27 protein-coding genes are annotated in these 26,016 nt (G+C 34.6%); 14 read left to right on the top strand and 13 right to left on the bottom strand.

Annotation, left to right across the window (positions count from 1 at the left end):
• The first annotated feature begins 99 nt into the window (after positions 1 to 99).
• The 6 genes from APR43_RS01375 to APR43_RS01345 all read left to right on the top strand — a co-directional run bounded on the left by APR43_RS01375 (position 100) and on the right by APR43_RS01345 (position 5,648).
• Positions 100 to 1,608, top strand: coding sequence for a sensor histidine kinase (locus APR43_RS01375; RefSeq protein ID WP_053471250.1), 1,509 nt, complete (start codon positions 100 to 102; stop codon positions 1,606 to 1,608).
• Positions 1,609 to 2,288: 680 nt separating this feature from the next.
• Positions 2,289 to 2,723 carry a thioredoxin family protein gene (locus tag APR43_RS01365; protein ID WP_053471248.1) on the top strand — a complete coding sequence of 145 codons (435 nt, stop codon included), beginning with the start codon at positions 2,289 to 2,291 and terminating at the stop codon, positions 2,721 to 2,723.
• A 40-nt stretch (positions 2,724 to 2,763) separates the two neighbouring features.
• Positions 2,764 to 3,657 (top strand): FAD:protein FMN transferase, encoded by an 894-nt coding sequence (locus tag APR43_RS01360; protein ID WP_053471247.1) that lies wholly within the window; start codon positions 2,764 to 2,766, stop codon positions 3,655 to 3,657.
• Positions 3,654 to 3,887, top strand: coding sequence for a DUF4266 domain-containing protein (locus APR43_RS01355; RefSeq protein WP_053471246.1), 234 nt, complete (start codon positions 3,654 to 3,656; stop codon positions 3,885 to 3,887). The genes APR43_RS01360 and APR43_RS01355 overlap by 4 nt, the downstream gene beginning before the upstream one ends.
• Before the next feature lie 17 nt (positions 3,888 to 3,904).
• Positions 3,905 to 5,089 (top strand): DUF3570 domain-containing protein, encoded by a 1,185-nt coding sequence (locus tag APR43_RS01350; RefSeq protein ID WP_053471245.1) that lies wholly within the window; start codon positions 3,905 to 3,907, stop codon positions 5,087 to 5,089.
• Positions 5,090 to 5,177: 88 nt separating this feature from the next.
• Complete coding sequence (locus APR43_RS01345; RefSeq protein WP_053471244.1) at positions 5,178 to 5,648, top strand: hypothetical protein; 471 nt, start codon at positions 5,178 to 5,180, stop codon at positions 5,646 to 5,648.
• A gap of 392 nt (positions 5,649 to 6,040) precedes the next feature.
• On the opposite strand, the gene hemA is transcribed toward APR43_RS01345, so the two are convergent.
• The 5 genes from hemA to APR43_RS01320 all read right to left on the bottom strand — a co-directional run bounded on the left by hemA (position 6,041) and on the right by APR43_RS01320 (position 10,003).
• Entirely contained in the window at positions 6,041 to 7,345 is a 1,305-nt protein-coding gene (hemA, locus tag APR43_RS01340) for a glutamyl-tRNA reductase (protein ID WP_053471243.1), read from the bottom strand.
• A 225-nt stretch (positions 7,346 to 7,570) separates the two neighbouring features.
• A complete protein-coding gene (locus APR43_RS01335; RefSeq protein ID WP_053471242.1) occupies positions 7,571 to 8,164 on the bottom strand; it encodes a hypothetical protein in 594 nt (197 codons plus the stop codon).
• Positions 8,165 to 8,183: 19 nt separating this feature from the next.
• A complete protein-coding gene (locus APR43_RS01330; protein ID WP_053471241.1) occupies positions 8,184 to 8,618 on the bottom strand; it encodes a hypothetical protein in 435 nt (144 codons plus the stop codon).
• A 128-nt stretch (positions 8,619 to 8,746) separates the two neighbouring features.
• Positions 8,747 to 9,586, bottom strand: a complete 840-nt coding sequence (locus APR43_RS01325; protein WP_053471240.1) for a DUF5777 family beta-barrel protein — start codon at positions 9,584 to 9,586, stop codon at positions 8,747 to 8,749.
• Positions 9,587 to 9,613: 27 nt separating this feature from the next.
• Positions 9,614 to 10,003 carry an OB-fold protein gene (locus tag APR43_RS01320; protein WP_053471239.1) on the bottom strand — a complete coding sequence of 130 codons (390 nt, stop codon included), beginning with the start codon at positions 10,001 to 10,003 and terminating at the stop codon, positions 9,614 to 9,616.
• A 171-nt stretch (positions 10,004 to 10,174) separates the two neighbouring features.
• On the opposite strand from APR43_RS01320, the gene APR43_RS01315 reads away from it, so the two are divergent.
• The 4 genes from APR43_RS01315 (at position 10,175) to APR43_RS01300 (ending at position 12,478) form a co-directional block, all read left to right on the top strand.
• Complete coding sequence (locus APR43_RS01315) at positions 10,175 to 10,543, top strand: hypothetical protein (protein ID WP_053471238.1); 369 nt, start codon at positions 10,175 to 10,177, stop codon at positions 10,541 to 10,543.
• Positions 10,544 to 10,557: 14 nt separating this feature from the next.
• Entirely contained in the window at positions 10,558 to 11,097 is a 540-nt protein-coding gene (locus tag APR43_RS01310; protein WP_082356405.1) for a YceI family protein, read from the top strand.
• A gap of 49 nt (positions 11,098 to 11,146) precedes the next feature.
• Positions 11,147 to 11,686: a YceI family protein gene (locus tag APR43_RS01305; protein WP_053471236.1), complete on the top strand. Its 540-nt coding sequence runs from the start codon at positions 11,147 to 11,149 to the stop codon at positions 11,684 to 11,686.
• Positions 11,687 to 12,073: 387 nt separating this feature from the next.
• Positions 12,074 to 12,478 carry a helix-turn-helix domain-containing protein gene (locus APR43_RS01300; RefSeq protein ID WP_053471235.1) on the top strand — a complete coding sequence of 135 codons (405 nt, stop codon included), beginning with the start codon at positions 12,074 to 12,076 and terminating at the stop codon, positions 12,476 to 12,478.
• 171 nt (positions 12,479 to 12,649) lie between these two features.
• Here APR43_RS01300 and APR43_RS01295 read toward each other — a convergent pair whose 3' ends face one another.
• From APR43_RS01295 to APR43_RS01270, 6 genes are all read right to left on the bottom strand, one after another.
• On the bottom strand, positions 12,650 to 14,074 hold the full coding sequence (locus tag APR43_RS01295) for an efflux transporter outer membrane subunit (RefSeq protein ID WP_082356395.1): 1,425 nt from the start codon (positions 14,072 to 14,074) through the stop codon (positions 12,650 to 12,652).
• Positions 14,075 to 14,079: 5 nt separating this feature from the next.
• Entirely contained in the window at positions 14,080 to 15,084 is a 1,005-nt protein-coding gene (locus APR43_RS01290; protein WP_205720321.1) for an HlyD family secretion protein, read from the bottom strand.
• A 216-nt stretch (positions 15,085 to 15,300) separates the two neighbouring features.
• The gene (locus APR43_RS01285) at positions 15,301 to 15,753 is read right to left on the bottom strand and encodes a DUF3302 domain-containing protein (protein WP_240514909.1); all 453 of its coding nucleotides are present in this window, start codon (positions 15,751 to 15,753) and stop codon (positions 15,301 to 15,303) included.
• Between the two features lie 60 nt (positions 15,754 to 15,813).
• The gene (locus APR43_RS01280) at positions 15,814 to 16,605 is read right to left on the bottom strand and encodes a hypothetical protein (RefSeq protein ID WP_053471232.1); all 792 of its coding nucleotides are present in this window, start codon (positions 16,603 to 16,605) and stop codon (positions 15,814 to 15,816) included.
• 20 nt (positions 16,606 to 16,625) lie between these two features.
• Complete coding sequence (locus tag APR43_RS01275) at positions 16,626 to 17,975, bottom strand: DUF5692 family protein (RefSeq protein ID WP_053471231.1); 1,350 nt, start codon at positions 17,973 to 17,975, stop codon at positions 16,626 to 16,628.
• A 63-nt stretch (positions 17,976 to 18,038) separates the two neighbouring features.
• Entirely contained in the window at positions 18,039 to 18,284 is a 246-nt protein-coding gene (locus tag APR43_RS01270; protein ID WP_053471230.1) for a hypothetical protein, read from the bottom strand.
• Positions 18,285 to 18,511: 227 nt separating this feature from the next.
• Between APR43_RS01270 and APR43_RS01265 the strand changes: the two genes are divergently transcribed.
• Complete coding sequence (locus tag APR43_RS01265) at positions 18,512 to 20,092, top strand: tetratricopeptide repeat protein (protein ID WP_053471229.1); 1,581 nt, start codon at positions 18,512 to 18,514, stop codon at positions 20,090 to 20,092.
• A gap of 398 nt (positions 20,093 to 20,490) precedes the next feature.
• Here the strand turns inward: APR43_RS01265 and APR43_RS01255 are convergent, their stop codons facing one another.
• On the bottom strand, positions 20,491 to 21,543 hold the full coding sequence (locus tag APR43_RS01255) for a TlpA disulfide reductase family protein (RefSeq protein ID WP_053471227.1): 1,053 nt from the start codon (positions 21,541 to 21,543) through the stop codon (positions 20,491 to 20,493).
• A 538-nt stretch (positions 21,544 to 22,081) separates the two neighbouring features.
• On the opposite strand from APR43_RS01255, the gene APR43_RS01250 reads away from it, so the two are divergent.
• The 3 genes from APR43_RS01250 to APR43_RS01240 all read left to right on the top strand — a co-directional run bounded on the left by APR43_RS01250 (position 22,082) and on the right by APR43_RS01240 (position 24,661).
• Positions 22,082 to 22,573 (top strand): CinA family protein, encoded by a 492-nt coding sequence (locus APR43_RS01250; protein WP_053471226.1) that lies wholly within the window; start codon positions 22,082 to 22,084, stop codon positions 22,571 to 22,573.
• A gap of 77 nt (positions 22,574 to 22,650) precedes the next feature.
• Positions 22,651 to 22,833 (top strand): hypothetical protein, encoded by a 183-nt coding sequence (locus tag APR43_RS01245; RefSeq protein WP_053471225.1) that lies wholly within the window; start codon positions 22,651 to 22,653, stop codon positions 22,831 to 22,833.
• Positions 22,834 to 22,927: 94 nt separating this feature from the next.
• On the top strand, positions 22,928 to 24,661 hold the full coding sequence (locus APR43_RS01240) for an FAD/NAD(P)-binding protein (protein ID WP_053471224.1): 1,734 nt from the start codon (positions 22,928 to 22,930) through the stop codon (positions 24,659 to 24,661).
• A 133-nt stretch (positions 24,662 to 24,794) separates the two neighbouring features.
• On the opposite strand, the gene APR43_RS01235 is transcribed toward APR43_RS01240, so the two are convergent.
• Positions 24,795 to 25,958, bottom strand: a complete 1,164-nt coding sequence (locus tag APR43_RS01235) for a zinc-dependent alcohol dehydrogenase (protein ID WP_053471223.1) — start codon at positions 25,956 to 25,958, stop codon at positions 24,795 to 24,797.
• Positions 25,959 to 26,016: the final 58 nt, after the last annotated feature.

Here is a 26,016-nt window from a genome sequence, read left to right as displayed (position 1 = left end):
TTATTGGAATTATGATACAAAATGCAGAATTCATGTAACCATAAACATTTAAAAGCCAATAGCTTCGCCATTAAAACTATACCAATCAAATCTAACGCTATGTACCGTAATCCAGGGCTTCTACAAAATATAATTGATGCCATCCCTCTTCCCGTCGGAGTGTATGTGGGAGATAATTTAGAAATTGCACTGGCCAATGATGCCATGATCAAAACATGGGGCAAAGGAAATGATGTACTTGGAAAAACCTATCTCAGTGTTGTTCCTGAAATTGAAAACCAGCAGATTCTCGATGAGGCCCTTGGCGTTCTCAAAACCGGAACAGCCTTTCATGCTGTGGGCAGAAAAGTAGATCTGGTCATGCAGGGAATTATGACCGAACATTACTTTAATTATAGTTTTATTCCGCTCTTTGACGAGCATGGAAAAGTCTATGGCGTGCTTAACACCGGCGCTGACATCACGGATCTGCACAAAGCAAAAGAAGAAACCCTGAAAGCGAATGAAAAATTAACCATAGCCATAGAAAGCTCCGGGATAGGAAGTTATGAAATAGACCTTGAGACCAAAAAAATCAAGACTTCAGCAAATTTCAATACGATCTGTTCCATTGGAAGCGAAACAACAAATGACGATTTAATTTCAAAACTTCATCAAGAGGACCTCCCGGCGCGCGAAAAAGCACACCAGCAGGCTGAGGCAACGGGAAAAATATGTTATGAGGCAAGAATTTTAAATGATAACGGCTCCTACCGCTGGGCTAAAATCAATGGAAAGATTATCAAGGACAAGGACGGGTCTGCAAAGACCATCATTGGGATTGTTCAGGATATACATGAGCATAAGGAATTTCAGGAAGAACTAAAAAAGCAGGTCGCAAGCCGCACAAATGAGCTCACGCGTTCTAATAGCGATCTGATGCATTTTGCCAGCGTAGTAAGCCACGATCTTCGAGAGCCGCTGCGAAAAATTAAATTTTTCAATACCCTTTTACGAAATGACATAGAAGACAATGTTAATGAAAAATCTAAAAAATACCTTCATAAAGTAAGCCAGTCTGCCCAGAGAATGGAAAATATTATAGAGGGAATTTTGACCTATTCCACCCTTGACAAAACTTCACAGTTTATAGAAACAATTACTCTTAATGAGGTTATTGAAGACATAAAAATAGACCTCGAGCTCATAATAAGAGAAAAAGGTGCTATTTTAGTTACTTCTGATCTTCCGCAGATTCAGGGAGCGCCGATTTTAATTAACCAGCTTTTCTATAACCTGATCCAAAATGCCCTGAAATTTTCCAAAGCGGGCGAGCCTCCCAGAGTTATCATAACAAGCAGCATCATCAATAGTGACGGCCAGGATTTTGTACATATAAAAATAAAGGATAATGGTATTGGAATTGATCCTAAATTTGCAGAAAAGATTTTTACGGCATTTGAAAGACTGCATTCTAAAGACCAGTACGAGGGAAATGGCTTGGGCCTTGCCCTGTGCAGAAAGATTGCCGAAAGGCATAATGGCAAAATAACTGCAGCCGGAGAAAAGGACAACGGCGCCGAATTTACGGTGACACTTCCTTTAAAACAAAAAACCGATACGCTTTAGCAATTGAAATTTACAACTTCACCCGTTAGAGGAATTTTACAATAACAGCAATCTGTCTGATAAAATAATATTAGACAGCTTCATAAATACATCTTTTTTATTTTGCATTCCTGTAAATTTCAATCTTGCCAATCACATCAAAATCCAATGTATAATTGAGAGCAGGCTGATAATTTTCATCGGTGAGGACAATTTTCATAACCTGATGAATTGTAGGATGAGTGTCTGTATCTGCATTTTTGAAAGAACAGGATAAAATGACAATATTCCCTTCGGAACATTACTGTTTATAAAAAATCAAATTCTTCTATTTTAGTGGGCTCCACAAATGACTGACCTGAAAAGTTAAGTGGATTTTGCCCTATAAAGGCCTGAAACTGCTCAAGCTCAAGAATATTAAAGGAAAGTGCCTTCAAACGGGAACTATCGGCCTTGTCAAGTCTGAACCATTTGAGATTTAGAATTAACCTTTTAGAATTAAAACTATAGTTAAAATATGCCAGCTGTGTATTGATGGGTATACATGAAGACGTTCCTTTGTTAAATTTAATTCTCCTATTCAATTTTTAAAAAGAAAGAGTCCTGAAGCGGAGTAAAAATTAATTGAATCTTAAGCAATTAAAAAAAATAAGAATCGCAGCAATGCGTTATTTCGTATATACCTAAAAACAGACTGCAAAATGAAACTAATTACATTATTTCTTCTATTAAACATACTTCCCATCAACTGGGAACCTGACTTTAATAATGCAAAAAAAACGGCAAAGGAAAAACATGAATTAATCCTATTGAACTTCTCCGGTTCAGACTGGTGCGGACCTTGTATTGTGACGCGCAAAGACTATTTTGAAAGCCAGGTATTCACAGACATGGCCAACCAGAATTTAGTATTGGTGAATGCTGATTTTCCAAGGAAAAAGAAAAATATCGGAACACCCCAGCAGGTTAAACGAAACGAAGATTTAGCCGAAATATACAACAAGGAAGGAAGTTTTCCTCTAACGCTTCTTTTGGATGCCGATGGAAAAGTACTTAAAACCTGGCATGGAAAACCGGAAATTACTCCTGAACAGTGGACTGCCGAAATAAAAGCGATCTGTGAGAGCCGAAAATAACATAATTAAGACCCAAAAATATTCGCAATCCCTAAAACTTATGGGGAACAACTTTACTATAACAGTTGTTGCTGAAAATGAAAAGCTGGGTAATGAAAATATCGATCTTGCCATTGAAGAAATCAGACGGATTGAGAAACTTTTGACGACCTACAAGGCAGATAGTCAGACCAATTTTATCAATGATAATGCAGGCATTAAGCCTGTTAAGGTAGATCTGGAAGTTTTTAATCTTATCGAAAGATCTATCGGAATTTCGAAAATTACACAAGGCGCTTTTGATATTTCTTATGGAAGTATCGATAAAAGTCTATGGAATTTTGACAAAGCAATGACAAGTCTTCCTGATCCTGAGACGGCACTCAAAATGGTACATCTTATTGACTACCGAAACATAATCCTTGACAGAGAAAATATAACAGTGTTCTTAAAAGAAAAAGGAATGCGAATTGGTTTTGGAGGTATCGGAAAAGGATATGCTGCTGAAATGGCAAAACAAATTCTTATAAAACATAATGTGCAGAGCGGCATTATTAATGCCAGCGGAGATCTTTCGGCCTGGGGATTACAGCCTAATGGCAAAAAATGGACCATTGGCGTGGCGGATCCCGATGCTCCAAATGCGGCATTTTCGTACATGGAAATCTCTAATAAAGCCGTGGCAACTTCTGGAAACTACGAAAAGTTCGTGACCATTAACGGGAAAAAATATTCGCATACCATTGACCCAAAAACAGGACTGCCAATAACCGGAATAAAAAGCGTGACCATTATCGCATCAAATGCAGAATTTGCAGATGCAATGGCTACCCCAATAGCAGTTATGGGTATTAAAGCCGGCTTGTTTTTAATAGATCAGATACCGGATCTGTATTGTATTATAATCGACGACAACAATAAAATTTACACTTCTAAAAACATTAACCTGAAATGAAAAAGCCAAAGCAAAAAAATCTCGTGCTCCTCTACAGTATTGCTTTTACAGGTATACTGCTCACCTCCTGCACTTCAGTAAAGGAATACCAGAAAGGGAAAATCAACGATTCTGAAATGGTACTTTCTAATAGAAAAATCGAAAAGACAGAACTTAGTTTTCAATCCTACCGTGAAGGAGCTTCCGGAGCAAATTCAGGAAAAAGCGGCGGCGGCTGCGGCTGTAACTAATTTGATTTGATCAAAAAATGAAAAGAATATTCATAACAGGATTTGCTTTATTGGCACTATTTCAGCTAAGAGCACAAAATGTTCCTACTGATTCTACCAGTTATAAAAGCAAAAAATTAAAACTCGAAGAGGTAAATCTGGTTTCCAGTTATTATAAACAAGACGGAAACAATTCTGCCGTTACAGGAGGAATTGGTTCTGAGCATCTTACTGATATCGCTAACACTATTGATGTTAAACTGGTAAAATATGGTGAAAACGGGATCAAACATACCTTTGATATTGAAGCCGGCATTGACCATTATACTTCTGCTTCATCAGATATGATTGATTTGAGTGCGAATTCATCTGCTTCATCTTCAGACAACCGCTTCTACCCTTCATTAACTTATCTGAGAGAAAATGAGGAAAAAGGAAAAACACTTGGGATTGGCGTTTCATCATCAACTGAGTTTGATTATCAATCTTTTGGAGGAAACATCAGCTTCTCACAAAAAACAAAGGACAGAAACGGAGAATTTACCGCTAAATTTCAAACCTTTATAGATCAGCTGAAATTAATTGAACCCGTGGAACTTCGTGTACCTGGAAGTGAAGGTTATGACAGCGCTAACAGAAATACTTTTGCAGGAACTTTAAGTTATTCTCAGGTTGTAAACAAAAACCTGCAGGTAATGCTTGTAGGTGATGTTATCAGACAAAATGGGTATTTAAGTCTTCCTTTTCACAGGGTTTATTTTGCAGACGGATCTGTTCATCAGGAAAAAATGCCGGATACAAGACTTAAAATTCCACTTGGAATCAGGGCCAGTTATTTTTTTGGGGATAATATAATTATTCGTGCATATTACAGATATTATACTGATGACTGGAGTTTAAAAGCTCATACCGCTGATCTTGAAATTCCGGTGAAGTTAACACAGGCGTTTTCAGTGAGTCCGTTCTACAGATATTATACCCAGACAGGAACGAAATATTTTAAACCTTACGGCGAACATACTGCAGCTGATGAATATTATACCAGCAACTATGATTTATCTAAGTTTGACAGCAGTTTCTTTGGGATGGGAACGAAATTCACGCCCCTTAATGGCATTTTCGGGCTCAAGCATTGGAATACGTTAGAGATTCGTTATGGGCATTATACCAGAACTACTAATATGACTTCTGATATTATCAGCATTAACATAAAATATAAATAAACATAATCAAACACTTAAAAACATATAAATTTTTCGGCACGTTTATTGTTTTTACCGAAATATAATTAATGACTTAAAAAGTAAAATCATGAAAACTTTAAAATATTTTTTGATCGGAATTTTATTCCTTTCATTTAGTTACACTCAGGCTCAGGTATCAGTAAATGTGAATATAGGAACACCTCCTGCATGGGGACCTGCCGGTTATTCAGATGTTCGTTATTATTATCTGCCGGATCTTGAAACTTATTATGACGTAAGCACGTCAAATTATGTTTATTTAAATAACGGACAATGGGTTAGAACCAGATCACTGCCTTCAGCCTATAGAAACTATGATCTTTATAATGAATACAAAGTAGTACTGACTGATTACAGAGGAGACAGACCTTACGACAACTTTAAATCTCACAAAGTAAAATACGGAAAAGGGTATAAAGGAAAACCTCAAAAAACAATAGGACAAAAGCCAGGAAAAGGAAACAATAAAGATAAAAGCCACCATGATAATGGAAACCATAATGGAAATGGCAAGGGAAAAGGAAATGGTAAACATTAATTTAAAAGAGGCTTTTGGGAGCCTCTTTTTTATCTTCAAAGAGCAGCCATTACGTCATATTTTAAAATATAATCCATAAAACCTTATTCACAGAAGCAAAAAAAATGGTTTACTTCTTTTTTATAAGATGGATTAATGATCTCAGATTATTTATAGTAAACAAGGTAATTATAAAATTAATTAATAATCGTGTAAATTGTCATTAAATTAATTAATCTAACTTTAACCAATAAGGAATTCATTACTCCTATGCAAAATTAAGTAAACATTTTTTGGAAGATTATGTTTATGGACAGACCCGTCGAAGCATGCAGCGCCGCTGGCGGGTTCTATTTTTTTATAGCTTGTTTCAGAGACATCGTATAGGTTCGAAACTGTAGTTAATTAAGTATTTATGAGAGATTGATTTTGTATTTTTCTTCTACTGGTGATGCTGGCTTTTTAGTTGCGAGATGTCCTATTTGAAATACTTTTTCAATAAATTCGATACTTTGATCTACTGACGTATTTTCATTTTTTAAATGACTTGCAAAATGGTTTGTTAATTTTTGAATAATTCTGGAACTGATTAAATCAATCTGAACATCATCAAAATTGGTTGTTTTCTTTTTTTGAAAAGCAAATTCAGCCGATACAATGTCATTTAGTTTGGATTTTAATGCATGAATAGTTGGTGCACATTTACGACCATTTATCCACGTATTAAATTCTAATTTCATATCGTCAATAATAGCTTCTGCAGCAGGAATATGTTGTTTTCTTCTTTCCAGCGTATCATCAGTAATTTGAGATAAATAATCCAGATGTATTAAAGTTACTCCTGATATTTCTTCTACATTAGTATCTACATTTCTTGGAATGGATAAGTCTAAGATTAATAAAGGTTTCTGTAAATTTAGAGATGTTTTGTCAATAGTTGGATTTTGCGCTCCAGTCGCCACAACCAGCACATCTGCCTGCTGTAATTCTTCTTGTAAATTGGCATAATCTTTTACAATAACATTTAGTTTTCCAGCCAATAATTCGGCCTTATTTTTTGTTCTGTTTATAAGAGCAATATGACTGTTTTTAGTATGTTTTACTAAGTTTTCACAAGTATTTCTTCCTATTTTTCCTGTTCCAAATAACAAAATATTTTTATTTCCAATATCTGCTACATTTCGGATTATATATTGTACTGATGCAAAAGAAACGGATGTTGCACCAGAAGAAATTTTAGTTTCCGTTTTAACTTTTTTACTCGCTTGAATAACAGTATTTACTAAACGATCCAGAAAAGTATTTACCAAACCTTCCTGTTTACTATTATTAAAAGCGATTTTAATTTGGCTGATAATTTCAAAATCTCCCAAAATCTGACTGTCTAAACCTGTTCCTACCCGAAACATATGGTTAACAGCTTCTTCATTTTTATATATATAAGCAACTTCCTGAAATTCTTCTACAGAACCATTGCTGTTTTCGCAAAGTAATTTGATTAACTCATAAGGATGATGGGCAAAACCATAAATTTCAGTTCTATTACAAGTAGAAGTAACAATCAAAGATTCTATACCTTCTGCTTTAGCTTGTAATAATAAATCAGATTGTGCTTTAGTGTCTAGACTAAATTTTCCTCTTATAACTGCATCTGCTTTCTTGTAACTTAACCCTAATGCGTAAAAAGTGGTGGATCTGGACATATTAAAATTTTCCATATTTATGGGGTTCCTTAAAAAGTTCAAAAATTATTACTTGCTAATTTATACAACAGCGCTAAAAGTGCTTTTTATATCGCTGTGGAACAAATTGATTCAAACCGGCGATTTTATATAATTTCCTGATATTATAACAATAACAGTTTTTCAAAAATATTTATATATTTTAAAATGATATTGAAATATAAAACGCTGCCCTTTTCAGACAGCGTTTTGATAAGAAAATTATTTTTGAACTATAGGAGTTCTCAATGATTCTAAAACAGCAACAATGTCTGTATAAAGTTCTGTATTTGAAGCAACACCATTTGCATTTGCTGCAGCTCCAACATATCCTTCAAATTTTGTATAATCTGCACTACTGGATTTTGTTCCCATACGAGGATTTTTTGCAGGATCATGAGCAGCAACCATGTTCAAACCGGAATATGTATTTACCGCATTTGTACCACCAGTATTATAAGAAAAGAAATCAGTCAGATTATCGGACAGTTTAGCAATATTAGTAGACTGAGTAGTTCCGGTTTCTGCTAATAAAGGAGCAAAATGTGCTTGTAAATTCCCCGAAGCATTAGATTGAATATCAGCAACAATTAATCCAATAGTTGAATTTACCACTTTACGGAAACTCAAACGTCCCTGTTCAATCATTTGACCGGAGTTATCTGGATCAGAAACCATTTTAGTTCCACCTAAGCGTTCATAGATTGATGCCTTTACAGGAGGTTCTGGGGTTTCGTCATCATTACTGCTGCAGGAAATCATAGCTGCAGATGCAGCAAGTAATACACTAAGTGTAAGTTTTGAATAAATTTTCATAAATTAAGGTATTAAAGGGTTAATTAAAAAAACGGTTTATTTTTTGAGATAATTTATAGCTCAAACTGTTTTGATCCATTGGGCAGACTTCTTTGTTTGCTAAATTTGCCGGTAAAATATAACGCTTAGCATCATAGTTTCTTTTAGACATCAACTCATTGAAAACTTTCTCAGAGTTTGTAATTTTATTATTGTGGAAATACACCACAACATTTCTTTTAACGATAATAGAGTCAGATGTCAGACCTTTTATACTTCTTAAGTCGGCACAGATTTGTCTGGCTTGCAGAGAATCGATATCTGATTTAAAATCGATTCTGCTTACTTGTAGATTTGGAGTATCATAAACGGGTGGTTTTGCTGTTATAATGTGAAAAAGTAAAATGGCGATAAATAACCCAAATATTCCGATCAGTATAAAAAGTCCTTTTTTGATTATTTTATTAGTTTTCATAATTTTTATGGTTTTAAAATTATCTACGTTTACTTTATCGTTGCGGTTTTATAAATAATTGCAAATCGATTAATTTAGAATCGTTTTAAATACAGAAATTACCTAATAATTTAATTATAAAGGAGATACTAGAAAACTCTGGCAAGATTAAATCCAAAAAATATATCTCCTTTTGTCCAGTCGCCAGTAGTTCTTCCAAGATATCCGGCTTCATCAATTGCTTGTGAACTGGTAAAATGCATTTGAAAAACATGTCCGCCAGTTTCCAAATCAAAACCTATAGATAATGGATTTTTATAAAGAGAATTTGGTGCTCTGTTTAAATGCGCCGCATAATCCATATTTAAAGACCAGCGTTTAGCGAATTTATATCTACCTCCAAATCCTATGGCATATTGAGTATTGCTTTGATCTACATCTTCAACAAAATTTTGATGAAAGAATGACGGCACAATCTCTAAAGACAGTTTTTCAGAAAATTTTCTGGAAATCAGCAGCTGCGCTACATAAGTAAGTCTGTCTTTAAATTGAAGTTTCGGATACAGACTTTCTTTTAACGTGTTATTAATAGACAAACTATTAAACCCGGCAATAGTAACTGGGAAACCATCTTTTATTTGAGGGAACAACATATATTTTGTTGCAAAGTCATAAGCAAATTCACTTCTGGCAGCACTTACGTTGAGTCCATTTGTTAAACCGTAAATAAATTTTATTTGTGTATTGGCATTATCCAGTCCGTAGAAACCTTCAAAACCATCTTTAATAGAACCAAATCGGTGTGCAACAACAAAATACAAATCTCCTTTTGCGGCCAATTTTGTAGACTCAAGATTAACGATTTTTAAGGCTTTGAATGCAGAAGTCACTTTTTCTTTTGCAGAAGGAGTTTCTACTCCAGACAACAAATCGGTTTGGGAGAAGGTTAAGAGCGGAAATAAAAAAAATAATAGAATAAAGTTTTTCATGAGGTTAGTTTTAAATTGTTATTTGTATTAGTGTACAACTGAAGATTGGTCTATTTTAAATTCCTGGAGCAGTTCGTCATATCCTAAAAAACGCCCTTTAATCTTGATATTTTTCCCAGATATAATATTTTGCGGCAAAGGTTTTTTGAATGTGACAAATATTTTTTCGCTCATAACAATTCCATTACTGGCTTTATCAATACTTGTTACTCGTGCAGATAATTCAATTGTTTTGTCCTGATATTTGATGTAAGCCAGACTATCGTTTGAAGTAAACTCTCTTTCTAGTTCGTTAACGGTTACAACATAATCGGCAGTTTCTGATTCTATATCTCTATGCCCTTTGTAGATGTAGAGGTACGCCGAAATTCCGATTATTATAAAAATGGAAATTGTAATTAGTATTTTTTTTTTCATAACTGGTTTTTAGTATTTCAAATTATCTACGTTAAAAAATACCTATTGGATTTAAAACATTAAATATGCCTCTTGCCAAATCTGTATTATTCTTTTCAACGTATATGATTTTGAAATGCCTGATGATTCTTAAAAAAATCATGCATTTATTTATAACTAAAAACCAATCTTATGAATTTAAAAACCCTTTTCGCCATCTCATCATTAGCATCAATTTTTGTAAGTTGTGCCAACGATGATCCAAGTACTTTAATTGACTCTACACCAATTAATGGTTTGGCAACATACAACCAAAATGTAAAATCTATTATTGATAATAACTGTGTTGTATGCCATGCCGCAGTTCCTAAAAATGGCGCGCCAATGTCTTTAGTTACTTATGAACAGGTGAAAAATGCAGTTTTAAACCGAGGATTGCTTACACGAATTTCTTTAGAAAATGGAGATAGTTCCTTAATGCCGCAAGGTGGACCAAGATTGCCTCAAGCTACTATCGACATTATAAATAAATGGAATCAAGATGGATTATTAGAAAAATAATCTATAACAGCAACATGAAGAAAATCATAATAATGCCAATGATATTGGCTTCTTTTATTGTTTTTTCGCAAGAAAAAATAGTAACTAAATCTGCAACAATAACTCTGGAAGCTTCAGTTCCTTCTTTTCAGCCGGTTGCGGGAACTAACAGCAATGTAACTTTTGTTTTGAATCCCGTAACAGGAGAAGTAGCAAGTCTGGCTTTAATGAAAGGATTCGAGTTTGAAATGGCATTAATGGAAGAACATTTTAATGAAAATTATATGGAAACCGATAAGTATCCGAAAGCTATTTTTAGAGGACAAATTGAAGATTTTGACATTAAAAATCTAACTGAAGATTATAAAGATTACACTATAAAAGGAAAATTAGAAGTACATGGAAAATCTAAGGATATAAATGCCGATGCAAAAATTACAAGATCAGGTTCCCGAATTACTTTTATTTCTGATTTTGAAGTAAATGCAAGTGATTTTAGTATTCCAATTCCGTCGCTTATTAAATATAAACTGGATAATAAAGTCAAAATTCAAATAATTGCGGTTTTAAAATAAAAGCCGAACAAAACAGAATGATTTTATAAAAAAAATAAAAGACAGAATAATGAAAAAAATCATACTTATTGCAATGTTATGTGTTTGCGCTATTAGTTTTTCACAAGAAAAAATGATTAGCAAATCAGGGAAAGTTACTTTTGAAGCTTCTGTTCCTTCTTTTGAAGAAGTCAAGGCAGTAAATAAGAATGTTACTTTTGTTTTGAATCCTGCAACAGGAGAAATTGCGAGTTTAGCCCTTATGAAAGGTTTTCAATTTAAGGTTGCTTTAATGGAAGAACATTTTAATGAAAATTATATAGAAAGTGACCAATATCCAAAAGCAATATTTAAAGGAAAAATAGAAGGATTTGATTTTAACAGCCTAACTACAGATTTTAAGGTTTTTACCATAAAAGGAAAACTGGAACTTCACGGAAAATCAAAGGATATAAAAACTACAGCAAGAATACGCAAGTCAGGAACTGGAATTAATATTTTATCTAATTTTACTGTAGATTCAAATGATTTTAATATTGAGATACCCAGTATTGTTAAAGACAAGGTTTCAAACAAAATAAATATTCAAACTGATGCGGTTGTAAATTGATAGGCCAAAAGATAGAAATAGGAATTATTTAATTTTGCTAAAACTGATCTAAATTCTTCACTTAAATACCGGGTTATATATTCAAAACTAATCCTTATTTATAAATTAAAATCACCATTGTTTAAAATATTTTAACGTTAAACCTTACGATACATGCAAACCGCCAACTAATCGAAAATCAAAATAATTATCTTATAAATTCAGTTGAAAATAGGCTAATTTCTTTAAATCATTCATAAAATGGTTTGTAAATTGTTCAGTAACGGTCACAAAAAACTAAAACCCCATTTCTAACGAAATGGGATTTTTTTTTAATTTTTGAAACGCTAGGTTTTAATTCAAAAAAATGGTTTTATCTTTGAGCCTTTAGAAAAATTGACATTCGCTATGGAACAGAAAATACATCAGGGTAAAAACGTAAAACGTTTCAGAGAAATGCTTAACATAAAGCAGGAAGCATTAGCTTATGATCTGGGAGAAGAATGGAATCAAAAGAAAATTTCTTTACTGGAGCAGAAAGATGTAATTGAAGATAATCTGCTCAAACAAATCTCTGCTGTATTAAAAATTCCTGTTGAAGCTTTTCAAAATTTTGATGAGGAGCAGGCAATAAATATTATTTCTAATACATTTGACAACGGTTCAATTGGGTATCAAAATAATGACACTTGTACATTTAATCCTATAGACCAAGTGCTAAAATTGCACGAAGAAAAAATTGCTTTGTACGAGCGTATGTTGAAAGAGAAAGATGAAATGATGATGAGGCTTGAAAAATTAATAAATAAATAATTTATTTATAGAAGATCTATAATTTCACAAAGAGACGTTCGAGTCTCTTTTTTTTATTTTAGATCATTATTTTACTTATGCAAAATCAGGTGACATGTACTTTTTCTTCCATCCAGAAACAAAAAAAAGATTCTTTGTAGGCTTCATAATTTCATTTAAAAGATTATAATTTCAACTATTTCCTCCCAATGCAAGAAAAAGATTTATGCGTTGTGTGATTTTTTCACTGCGAATTCTTAAAAGATTAATCTGCGCAGCGAATAAATCAATCTGCTGTTTAGATACGCTTCGTAAATCAGCTTTACCTACTTCAAAAAGCTTCTGTTCTAATTGAAATGATTTCTGACTGCTGTTAACCGATTCTAGCAAAAGTTTCTCTCTAACTTCCAAACTCTGTATTGCATCAAGAGCATTCTCGACATCAACTATTGCATTAAACACCGAGCGTGCATATTCTGCAACAGCTATTTTTTGTTCTGCAGTTCTGATCTCAATATTTGCATTTAAAGCACCTCCTAGATAAAGAGGCTGTGCAAAAGTTGCTCCAACTCCTCCAATAGGATTAGAAAAACTTGGTTTTAACTGAATGACTTCACTTGTAATCGCACCAAAACTTCCTGTAAGTTTTAAATTAGGCAGACGAGCCAGTTTAGACTCCTCTACTCTATGAAATGCTGCTGCAAATCTTTTTTCTGCCGCAATGATATCTGGTCTGTTTTCTAAAATCTGCAGAGGAATTCCTGCTGGTATGGCACTTTTAATTTCAATTAATTCATTTTTAACCTGAATTTCTGCCGACGGATATCTTCCCAACAAAATCTCCAATGCTCTTAATTGGTTCGAATATGCTAGTGCCAACTGCAGCTGACCGTCTTTTACTGCGCTTAGATTTGTATTTGCTGCTTCTATATCTATTTCTGTTCCTATTCCAATTTCGTGTCTTTTTTGGGCTAATGCTAAAATTTTCTCAGAAGCATCAACCATTTGATCTGCCAGCTGACTTTCAAGATAAGTTTCTGATGCTAAGTAATAATTTCGGACAACTGCGGCAGAAATTGATAATTTAGCAAACTCATAATCATTTTGTGTTGCCTCTAACAATGCTTGATTAGCATTTCTTGCATTTCGTAATTTTCCCCAAATATCAATTTCCCAGGAAGCAGAAAATAAGGCACCGCTTAGTCCTGAATTCAAATCATCCCCCATTTTGGTGCTTGATCTTCCTAATAAACTTACTGCGGGACGCAGTGCAGCCTGTGATGCTTTTACATAGCCTGAGGCCTGTTCAATTCTTGCACTGCTGATCCTTAGATCCACATTATATCTTATTGCCTCTGCTACAACAGAATCTAATTGGGAATCATTAAAAAAAGAAATCCAGTTATTTTGAACAGCCGAAGCATCAGATGTATTATATTTTACAGATTTCCAGTTTGAAGGCAGATTAAAATTGATTAAAGCCTCCCTTTGAAGTTCATTTCTGTCAGGCGGCGTTTTCACTTTACAGCTGTATAACAAAACTGCAAGAATAAAGCTGATAATCAAAGCGCTCTTCCTGCTTCTAATTCTTGAATAATATGTTTGATATGCTCTCATTCGTATTAGTGTAGTTTAAGAATAAGCCAGTCCAATTTTGTGCCTACCCTGAGAATAACCTTTCTTACTAATTGAATAGCTTTTCCGCTATCAGTATATATAGCCCCTTGGCCCATAGCACCAGGTGCAAGAAATAAGCTTTTATCCTTATCTGCTACTTTCAGGCGCACTGCAAAACGGCCTTCCGGTGGTGCTTCAGCTCCTGTCTGAGGAACAAGTCCGCTCATAGGTATCTGCCCTTGCCCTGTTGCCCAAACAATGTTGTCCACCTCACATTTTATGATCTGATTAGGATAAGGTTTTAAAGCAACTTCCGCTTCGTTGCCCCTTTTGGCATATCTTAATTCGTTCTGTTCATAAAACGCAATAACCCACTGTTCATCTTCGACAAAACTCATAACTGGTTTCAACGGAAGCTGCACTGCCATAGAACCTTTTCTAAGCTGGAGGTTGATCACACGTCCGTCTGCCGGTGCATAAAAAACAGTCTGCGAAAGCTGCCATTTAGCATCTTTTATCTGAGATTTTACTTCTTCTAAATCTGCTCTTGCCTGTGCTATTTCTGAAAGTTCTCCAGAACCTGCTTTTGCTGACATACGCTGCATGATTGCTGATTTCTGTGCTTTTGAAACACCAATCTGTGATTCCAGATCCTGCAGATCAGCCTGCGCCTGCTCATAATCAAATTTTGTTCCTGCACCTGCACCTGCAAGCGCTTTAGTCTGATCTACTCTTTTTAAAGCCAGCTGGTATTTAGCGTTTACAACTCCAATCGTATTTTCAGCAGACTGTAATTGTGCTTCCAGTTCCCGGTCATAGGCTTTTGCAGTAACAATTTTAGCTTCTAATGAAGGAAGTCTGGCTTCAAGATTATTAATTTTATTCTGAAAAGGAACCGGATCAATTTTAAATAGCACTTCTCCTTTTTTTACATGGGTATTGGGTTCAACCGGAACATCAATAACCTGCCCGGAGACTGTGGGAACAATCTCCACGGTATAATTAATCACACGGACATCATGAGAGGAAGGAGCGAAAAGATTCAAGAACAAAATCAAAAGGCTTAAAAACACAACAGGAATAGCGATGGAAATTACCTGAGTGACCGTATTCCATGGCAGCCATTTAAATTTAAAGAAAATGAGCCAGACAAATACACCGTAAATTGCTAATAATAATATTTCCATAAGATGTGAATTAAAATTTAAAATCCAATAAATCCGCTTCTATTCCAGACCTTCTTTTTCTCTTTCTGCTGCCTTTTCTGCCGCTTTTTCGTCGGCCAAATCTTTCATCGTCTGTTCGTGATAATCTCCCTGATCTGTTTTGTATGCCATTTTATAAAGAACAGGTTTTGAATACGCCCAAAGCCAGGCTAACGGCCACAACAATCCTCCGAAAAATAATGAAAGCAGACATAATGTTTTTATGGCTTCTGCCTGAGGATGTTTTCTTTTCTCCGCTATTTTCTCAGGCAAAATATGGATCATCAAAAAAACTCCTATCCCAATTATTGGTGCAATAACTAAAACTACCCAGCTCATAGCTTCTGCTATTCCGTCTAGTGCTTCACCGGATGCATGAGCATAAATTCCCTGTGGCATTAAAGACAAGAAAAAAATAACAGTTAGATATTTATGAACACTAAAATTTTGTTTGTTTACAGCATTATTTTTCATGACATCAGGGTTTTTATCCGTTATTAATTATAATCTTTCAGCCTAAGTTCAATCTGTTTATTACTTCGGAAAAATAAAAATAACAACAGCACGCCAGCCCCAGTCTGCTTTATTGCCATCTGGTGCAGCAAGATTAAATCTTGGTCCTATAATAAGGGAAACTTTTTGTTTTCCAATGCTTGTCAATCCGCTTACCGTTGGTGTCAGCCAGATTGTAGTGGTACTTGCTTCCCAGTTTTGGGTCATTTCCATAGTAGCTCCCAACCCGGCTCCACTTTTCCAATTATAGGTGAAAAATGGCTGAAGGAACAGTTGATTAACATCCGGGCGGTCGTCGCTTCCCGCCACGCTCCAAATTTGATTTGCCAAAGCTCCGTAAGTCCATCCGCCGCTTTGTTTTAAAATAACTCCTGTTGGACCAATACCAAATTTTTTAGTAGTTAAAAAATCATCTGTACCAGTAGGGATTAAAAAAACCGGACCTGCCCCCCACGTTATACCATTTTTAGAATTTTTAGGACTAAAAAAAGCGCTTAAAACTGCATCACTTAATCCACTTTCTTTAGCTCCCAAAGACGTAATATTATTCTGGGTCACTATTGGCAGAATAATTCTTCCAATCATATTCCAGTTTTCACTAATACTAATTGGTACCACAGGCTGAAAATTCATCGTATTACGGTTTCCTTTATTTGGACCTATTCCATAATCTGTATTGTTTTGAAATGGGACACTGATTAAAGACGCTATTGGATTAGAAAGTTTCTTAGCCAGTTCTTCATCACTTTCCTGACCGAAAACAAGACTGGAGGCCAAAAAACAAATTATTAGTATTTTATATCTATTTTTCATAATGACATTCTTTGAATTCTTTAGCTATGAACAGGATTTTCATTTTCTTTCAATGGAGGATAATCTGCCATTGCGGGAAATTTATCAAGGTCTACGTGAATCGAATCATTCAGTCCCGACATAGCATGTTCTGCATGTCGATATTGCCCAAAACTCGGCCATACAGGTCCTTTTTTGAATATTTTCCATCGCCAGACTAAAGCACAGACAACAAAATTGGCAACAAAACTTATAGAAGCAATAACAATTGCACTGGTGTTGCTGATTGGAATTGGTACAAAACTTTTTTCCATAACAAATACACTGAACGAAAAAAGGTAGAAATAAAAGAATCCCAGAGTAGTTCCTCGCGTAGAAACCCATGTGCCCGGAATCCATAAGGCCAAAAATGTCGCTGTTAAATTAAGTGCAATACTATTGGAAGTGTATTCATTAAAATTGAGATAGGAGAAAGTAATATTCCAAATATCATAAGCAATGATCCAAAGTTCCGGCTGACCTGCCCATATCAAATCTTTAGAAGGCTGGCGGTTTGGTCCTATTCCTCTCCATCGTGTCATGGCAAGTATGCTGAAAATTCCTGCTGCTCCGTTAAGTATATTTGGCAGGTAGCCGGAATGAAAATCTACTTCGCAGGCTTCAAAAATATTGATTCCTAATATTGCCGCACATAAAAAGCGCATCCAGACATATTTAGTAAGTGAAGTATGTCTCGCCAACCAAAAAATCCAAATCGTAAAGACCAATGTTAAATTTTTTACCCAGCGGAACAAAGGCATATTATCCAGTGTATTTATCCAGTAAACCGCTAATATAACGACCCCGACACCAGCTACAATTGGAGTAAACCATTTCCATTTTCTCCAAGCCATATAAACTAATGCAAGCCCGACAAAAAGCAATAAGAAATGAATATAAGGCCAGCCAATACTACGATGTGTAAATGTTAATTCACCGCCTCCAGCTCCTGGTATACTTGCCGTCATTGATTCGCTGTCTACAATTTTAAATTGAACTCCATTGATCTGTGGAGCTTCAGCCGATCCGTTAATAGTTATGATATTGCCGACTTGAGTATAGTTTAGCCTTTCTCTTGCATAATGCGCTGGCATTGTCCATATAAGTTTAACTGTACTGTCTTCGCGAAAACGCAGAAGATACCAGGAACTGGCTACTTTCTCACCGCTTTTTCCCTGCCCTTCAGTAATGACTACCCACTCTCCTTTTTGCTTAGCAATTGCAGGAATTTTATCAGCAGATAGAGTTTGCTGCGTATCGTTTTCAAAAACTTCAAAGCTTCTTTGATCGCAGCCTGAAAGTAATAGTATTAAAAGTAATGCTCCCAAAATGCCTTTTACAATTTTTTTCATCAGATTTAAAATTAGGGGTTAATAAAAATATTACTGCTTAATATTAAATTCATAATATTCAGTTTATTGATCTGTTCTTTCTGCTATATACCGGAGAATTTCTTCCTCTAATTCTATTGATAGAGTTTCATATTCCATTCTGCATTGAAAATCTTCCTCGGTTTTTTGCTTAAAAAATTCTACATTTTCTTTAGTAATATTATAGTCATCACACATACATCTAAAATTATCATCTACCAGATACAGAATCTTAATGGATTCTTGGCAGTTTGCAAATTTTTCATTTTGTAAGGCTAAAGGAATTGACATTTGACATCTTTTACATTGAATATCAACCAAATGTAGATAGATAGAATTATTTATTTGCGTCAAATGACGTTAAAAGGGGTTAAATTTCACGGTAAAAAGAAAGTTAAAACCTACAAATAAAAGTTAAAATCTTACAAAAAGTTATATAATAAATTAAATCAATTTAATTTTGATTTTTATTTTTCTACAAGCCGTTAAATGATTTATTAACTATATGTAACTTATATATGGAGGCTGTAAAAAAAATTACTCAAGATCAGATCTATACCGAACTGGAATCTGTTTTAAATTATTCTGCTTTAAAAAATTCCCCTATCTTAAGCCGTTTTTTAAAACATATTGTAACAGAAACCATAAATGAAAAGCAACATTTAATAAAAGAATATTCTATTGCTGTAAATGTTCTGAATAGATCGCAGGATTTTAATTCTCATGATGACTCGGTAGTCCGTATTCATGCCGGAAGGCTGCGCCGATTCTTAGATGAATTTTATAATCGCGAAGGAAGGAATAATTCCATAAGAATTGTTATTCCAAAAGGCTGCTATATACCTCAATTTATACATAAAGGAACTGAAAACCCCGCTGTCTCTTCTCATGACATTGCAAATCCAGTGATAGCTATTTTTCCCTTTAAAACTATAACCGAGAAACATGATCTAGATGTTTTCTCGCTATTAATCTGTGAAGAATTAAGCGCCGAACTTTCTCGTTTTCAAGATATTTCGGTGATAGGAAATTTTTCTTCAGAAATACTTTTTAAAATCAATCAGAATACTCTTGAAGCTGCAAAGCTTATAGGTGCAGACTTTGTTATGACAGGCAGCCTGAAATGCCATAAAGAAAAACTGCTAATAAGAATAAATCTCTTAAACGCATTGACAGGCCATTATATATTGACAAAATCTTTTGAATATGATAGTTTTGAAGATATTATGAATATACAAAACTGGATTGTTCAAAACGTTGTTTCTGCAATGGGCGGTTATTATGGTATAATCTTTAAAGAAGTAATAAAAACTCATCCTTCAAAAATATCCGACAATTCAAGCATTTGGAAAGGAGTATACGCATATTACCAATATCAACGAGGATATTCTAACGAAAATTACCAAAATGCGCTAAATGCCTTAAAAACTGCTGTTAAACTTCACCCAAACCATGCTGTAAGCTGGGCAATGCTTGGAGAATTTTATCTGGATGGAATAGCGCTTGGGATTGATGATGATGCGAATACAATTTCAGAGGCATACAGCTGTCTAATGAGATCTATTAAAATTGATCCCGACTGCCAGCATGCGATGTATGCCTTAACATGGGTTAATTTATTTAGGAGAGACCCGGAAGCTTGTCTTATTTATGCAGAAAAATGCATAGCTATTAATTCCCATTCTTCTGGCATGGTTTCAGGAGTTGGCTGCCTTTTAATCTTTGCCGGATACTTTGAAACAGGTTTCCAAATAATGGACGATGCGATTCGTACAAACCCCATTTATCCATGGTGGATAAATATAGGTTACTGTTATTATTACATCTACAAAGGAGATTATAAAAATGCTTTTTTCTGGGCAGAAAAAATGGATTGCGCAGAAACTTTCTGGGATCCGCTACTCAAATCTGTCTCTTTATCATTCTTAAATGAAGATGTTGAAGCAAAAAAATACCTGGTAAAACTGATTGAATTGGAACCAAATACGGCACTTAAAATTAAAGGTATGATTTCAAGTTATATTCTTACTGAAAATGTTGTTTCAAATATGATTGAAAGTCTTGAAAGAATAGGATTAAAATTAATGCTTAAGAATTAAGTTTAGAGTAAAGAGTTGTTAAATTGATATCTTGATACTTGCTAAATTTTACATTAATATTTTTCAAAATATCTTTTTATTTTTAGTTTTTGATAATGCAAAAATTCAAAAAATATACATTTACATAGGATTAAAAATTTTTGTTCAAAAAACATATTTAAAAATTGATTCTTCACTTTCTAAGTATTTAACTCCTACCGATCCATACTAACCGCTCTATTATAAAATACAAAATAATTATCTTACAAATTCACTTGAAAATAAGGCAATTTCTTTATATTATTCATAAAATGGTTATCGTGATATGATTGTATTTGAAACAAAAACTCATTTTTATCAATAAAGATGTCTTACCTTTTCAAATACTGGAAAAGGAAATTCTCGGTCATTGTTTAGGATTATTTTAATTTTTTTTTGAGTAATTTTTCTAAATCTTCGGGACTAATATTCCTTGCAACTATTTTACCTTCGGGGTTAATTAAAAAATTTGATGGGGTAAAAGAAATGTATTTTTTTACAGCTTCGCTATTGTCAATACCTCTTTTTTCAATCAAATTTTTCCATTTTAGATCATTCATTTTCAAGAAATTTTGCCATTGTTGCAAATCTTTATCAACGGAAACTGCTAAAATCTCAAAATTCCTGTCTTTATATAAATCGTGAATCTTTTGTAATTTAGGAAATGCAGCGATACAGATACTACAATAGGTTGCCCAAAAATCTATAAGATACCATTTCCCTTTTAAAGATACTGTTTTAAATACAGTATTGTTTTCATCCGGCAATTCAAAATCATAAACCATATCGTTTACATTTATGTCGTTTTTAGGATACAGTTTTTTTTCTATAATATAAATAGTTCCTTTTCGTTGATTTTTTTTATCTAATTTACTATATATTTTTTTTAATTGATTTTTATCCAAGGTACTATCCCAACACATTTCCTCTATTAAATTCCCCACATAATAATTTTTGGGGTTTTTAACTGCCATTGTGTTGAGCTTTCTGTATAACTTTTGATGCCTATCTTTAGCAAATAAATTACTAGCAGCAAATCTTTCATAATCGGCCTGTATTAAAGCTGTTTTTGTACCCACAATTGAAGTTGCATGAAAAAAAACTGTCGTATCCTTGTTTTGGATTTCTTCGTAAAAAGCTAAGTTGATTTTAACGTTTTTATTTTCGATAAAAAATTCTTTTTTCATTATACAAGGTTTTCCTGTCAACCAGAAAAATACATTTGTCATGTTACCTTGTATATTGCCTTTGAAAGAAAATTTATTGTTTTTTACTAAACAACTATCTTTTTTATCATCATAAGAAACGTATAAATAACCTTTGTAGTTATTTTTTAAAACACCCTTTAATGTAAAATAATCTTGACTATTTTTTTGTGCTTGAATTAGACTAATAAAAAAAAATAGGATAATGATATAGGTTTGTTTTTTCATGGTCAATCTTCTTGTAATTAGAATAATTATTGAGATTTTAGATTTTCAATATCTTGTGCTTGATCTTTTATACAAGATGAAAAAAAAATTGCCATAGTAGAAAAAACTTAAAAAATTGGCAATTAAAATTCATGCATTTGCTACTTATAAATTATTGAGAACTATTCAGTAAACTTAATTTTTTTTGAATCATTTTCTTAGATAAATTTCTTTTAAAATTTCAACATTAGTTTACTACATTGATAAAGCATCATATTTCTATGATGAAATTACACTTATCATATCCATATTTGCGTGATTTTCCGGCATAACAAAGCATTACTTAATATTTTCCGTCAGGATAATAGATAATTGGTACGAATTAATTTTATAAGTAATAGAGCAAAAGATATAACAAAATAAAACAACTGTTTTCTGAAATTTGGTTAGTTAATAGAGCTGGCATGAAAACATTTTTACAATACAACAGACTGCCTGCCGTTTATAAACACTTCTTAACATTAGTCCTGCTGGAGAATAATAATATAGACAAATAAGTATGACATCTGAAATTATAATCAAATGCAGCGAAGCCATAGCAGCCAAAGGCTGGAACATTGCCTTTGCAGAAAGCGCATCAGCTGGAAAATTAAGTTTTGAATTTTCTTTGTCTCCTGTCTCAGGACAAATTTTAAGAGGCGGGATTGTGTGTTACGAAGTATTTGTAAAAGAAGAAATCATGCTCGTGCCACACGATCTTATAGAGACCTATACGCCTGAATCAGCAGAAGTGACCAGTGCACTTGCAGAACGCGCTGCTGTTATATTTAATTCCGATATTACCGTTGCCCTGACAGGTCTTACCACTCCAGGAGGAAGTGAAAACGAGGAAAAACCTGTCGGTACAATATTTCTCTCTATAATTACACCTATGGGAACCATAAATCACAGAGAGGTTTTCACCGGCAGTCCGCATGAAATCCTGCAGCAGGCAGCAGACAAAACCGCTTCGCTGATTTTTGAAAAAATAAAATCTAATAAGCCCTATTAATATTTACAGACAATATAAATCAAAACCGCAAGAGCCAAAGTTATTTTTAAGACTGTCTCTGCATTAAACCTATCATTATGAGCACAATATTTAAAAAAGGACAAGATGTAAAACAGGAATTTGGCGGACCTGTAATGAAAGTAATCGGTTTTGAACCCGATTTGATAGAAAATGTCATAACACAGTGGGAGGACGAACAAGGAACCGTTATAACTGGAAAATTTATGGATTCAGTTCTGGTTCCCGCTCAGCAGCAATAGAAATTGAGCTCGATGCAGATATACATAAATTGAATCCATCGCGCAATAACCTAAAGGAAGTCTCTTAAATTCTCAGCAATAAATACAATTACCAATGGATATTGAAAAAATAAAAAAACGAATTGCCATTCTCGGCGGAGGTCCAAGCGGGCTGTTTGTCTATAAGAGATTAATAGAATCAGGAAGAAATGATTTTGATATTGATATTTTTGAAAGAAAAGCAGAACTTGGATCGGGAATGCCATACAGCATTGAAGGCGCCAATGATGAACATGTTACCAATGTGTCGGATAATGAAATACCTGTAATTGTGAATGCTATGGCAGAATGGATTAAAACTGCACCTTCAGATTTACTGGAAAGATTTAAAATTGATCCGGAGCGCTTTAATGAATATAAAGTAGTACCGCGCCTTCTTTTTGGCTATTATCTCAGCGGACAGTTTGAACTTCTTCAGCAAGCAGGAGCAAAAGCCGGTATTGTCACAAAGGTTCATTTAAACAGCACGGTTACTGATGTCATTTGGAATTCAGCAAAACAAGTTGTAAATATTGAAGCAGCTCATAGTGAAAGCCAGGAATTTGATTACGTAGTAATTTGCACCGGACACAAATGGCCTGTACGTTATGAAGGTACCATACCGGGATATTATGATGCTCCTTACCCTCCTCAAAAACTGGCACAACGGCTTAATCATCCCATTGCTGTAAAGGGTTCTTCCCTTACTGCAATTGACGCTATAAGAACACTTGCCAGACATAACGGTAATTTTGAAGAATCAGCAGATGGCAGCCTCTTTTTTGAGCCGCTGGCCGAAAATGATGCTTTTAAAATTATCATGCATTCCAGAAGCGGGATGCTTCCGGCAGTGCGTTTTCACCTTGAAGACTCCCATCTTTCCAACAGCTCCCTGCTCACAGCAGAAGAAATTGATACGCACAGAAAAAATAATGATGGTTTTTTATCACTTGACTTTCTCTTTGAAAAGGATTTTAAAGAAATCTTCAGAGAGAGGGATCCCGAATTTTATCAGCAGATTAAAGGATTTACAATTGAAGATTTTGTGGCTGAAATGATGGAGCTGCGTGAACGGCTGGACCCTTTTCAGCTGTTAAGGGCAGAATTTAAGCAGGCAGAAAAATCCATTAAAAGACAGGAATCTATTTATTGGAAAGAAATGCTTGCTGTACTTAGTTTTGCAGTGAATCATCCCGCAAAATATTTATCAGCCGAAGATATGCAGCGTCTGCAGAAAGTACTCATGCCGCTTATTTCGATCATAATTGCTTTTGTACCCCAGAAATCTTGTTCTGAACTTTTGGCACTTCATCAGGCCGGAGTACTGGATCTGGTTCCTGTAGGAGCCGAAAGCACTGTAGAGCCTCAAAATAACGGCGGCATACTTTATAAATTTACTGATAATGATAATATACAGCAGTCTGTTTATTACAAAACATTTATTGACTGCGTGGGTCAGCCTCATCTCTCGTATAATGATTTTCCTTTTCAGGGTCTGCTCTCCCAGAAGGCTGTCAGCTCGGCACGATTAAAATTTAAATCATCCGAAGAAGGATTCACAGCATTTAATAAAAACAGCCCTATAATTGAAAAAGACGAGCAGGGCGACTATTTTATGCAGGTTCCCGGAATTGCAGTCAATGATAATTTTCAGATTATTGACCAGTACGGAGCCTACAACAAAAATATTTATATGATGGCTGTTCCTTATATGGGCGGCCTTAACCCCGATTATTCAGGTTTGGATTTCTGCGAGGCAGCATCGATGCGAATCGTGACAGAAATACTTGAGACTTACGGTAATCCATGAAGCAATAATGTGGAAATTTATAATATAAAAAACATGTACTATTTAAAATAAAAAACCTGCACAGTGTGCAGGTTTTTCATTAATAATATTTCAATTATATTATAAAAAAATTAATGCGCGATATTATAGCCGCTTATTTCCATGGATCAAGAACTACCTTAACACAGCCATCTTCCTTCTTATTGAAAATATCATAAGCATGTGAAATTTCAGAAAGCGGAAGCCTGTGGGTAATAATGTCATCAAGCTGAACTTTACCCTCTATCACGTATTGTAAAAGTTTATCGATATGTTTATGCGCAGGAGCCTGTCCGCCTTTTAAAATTATACCCTTATCAAAAAACTGTCCCAGCGGAAAATTATCATAATTGACAGGATAAACACCCAGAACAGAAACAATACCGCTTCGTCTGACAGCGCTCATACAAGCTTCTAATACTTTAATGGAACCTTTTTCAAAATTGATAGTGGCTTTGATTTTATCGGTCAGACTTCTCTCTGGTTCAAATCCTACTGCATCGATACACACATCCGCACCACGGCCTTTAGTAAGGGCTCTGATCTGTTCAACTACGTCTTTTGGATCATCCCATAAAATAGTAGTGGCTCCCGTAGAAACCCTTACTTTATCAAGACGATACTGAAGAGTATCTACTATTATCACCTGCGATGCGCCCCTAAGCCATGCACTTTTAGCGGCCATGATCCCTACGGGGCCAGAGCCAAAAATAGCAACGGTCTCTCCTCCTTTTACTTCACCCCAGTCCACTCCTGTATATCCGGTAGGAAAAATATCGGTAAGAAAAAGCACCTGCTCATCCGTAAGGTTTTCAGGCACCACACGCGGTCCATAATTGGCATATGGAACCCGTACATATTGTGCTTGTCCCCCATCATAACCTCCGTAAAGATCAGTATAGCCAAAAAGCGCTCCTCCTTTTTCAGTCACTATTCCTCCCTCAGGTCCATAATGCTCAGGATTACTATGTTCGCAATTTCCCGGAACATCATGATTGCAGAAAAAACAGTTTCCACATGCAATTGGAAAAGGAACCACTACCCGGTCTCCTCTTTTTAAATGGGTAACTGCTGCTCCTGTCTCCTCTACTATTCCCATAAATTCGTGGCCCAGAACCATTGGAGAAGTCGGCATGGCCCCGGAATAAATATGCAGATCTGATCCGCAGATCGCCGTAGAAGTAACCTTTAAAATAATATCATCCTGTGCATTGATTTTCGGATCTTCTACCGTATCGTATTTAACAGAACCCGGTCCGTGTATAACTGCTGCTTTCATAATAGTTTTTTTTAAAATTATCAGAAAACTAAGTAACTGTAAATTAAACGATTAATCT

The sequence above is a fragment of the Flavobacterium sp. NLM genome, assembly GCF_002210235.1.
Classification (GTDB): domain Bacteria; phylum Bacteroidota; class Bacteroidia; order Flavobacteriales; family Flavobacteriaceae; genus Flavobacterium; species Flavobacterium panici.
This window is presented reverse-complemented; position numbering and strand designations above follow the sequence as displayed.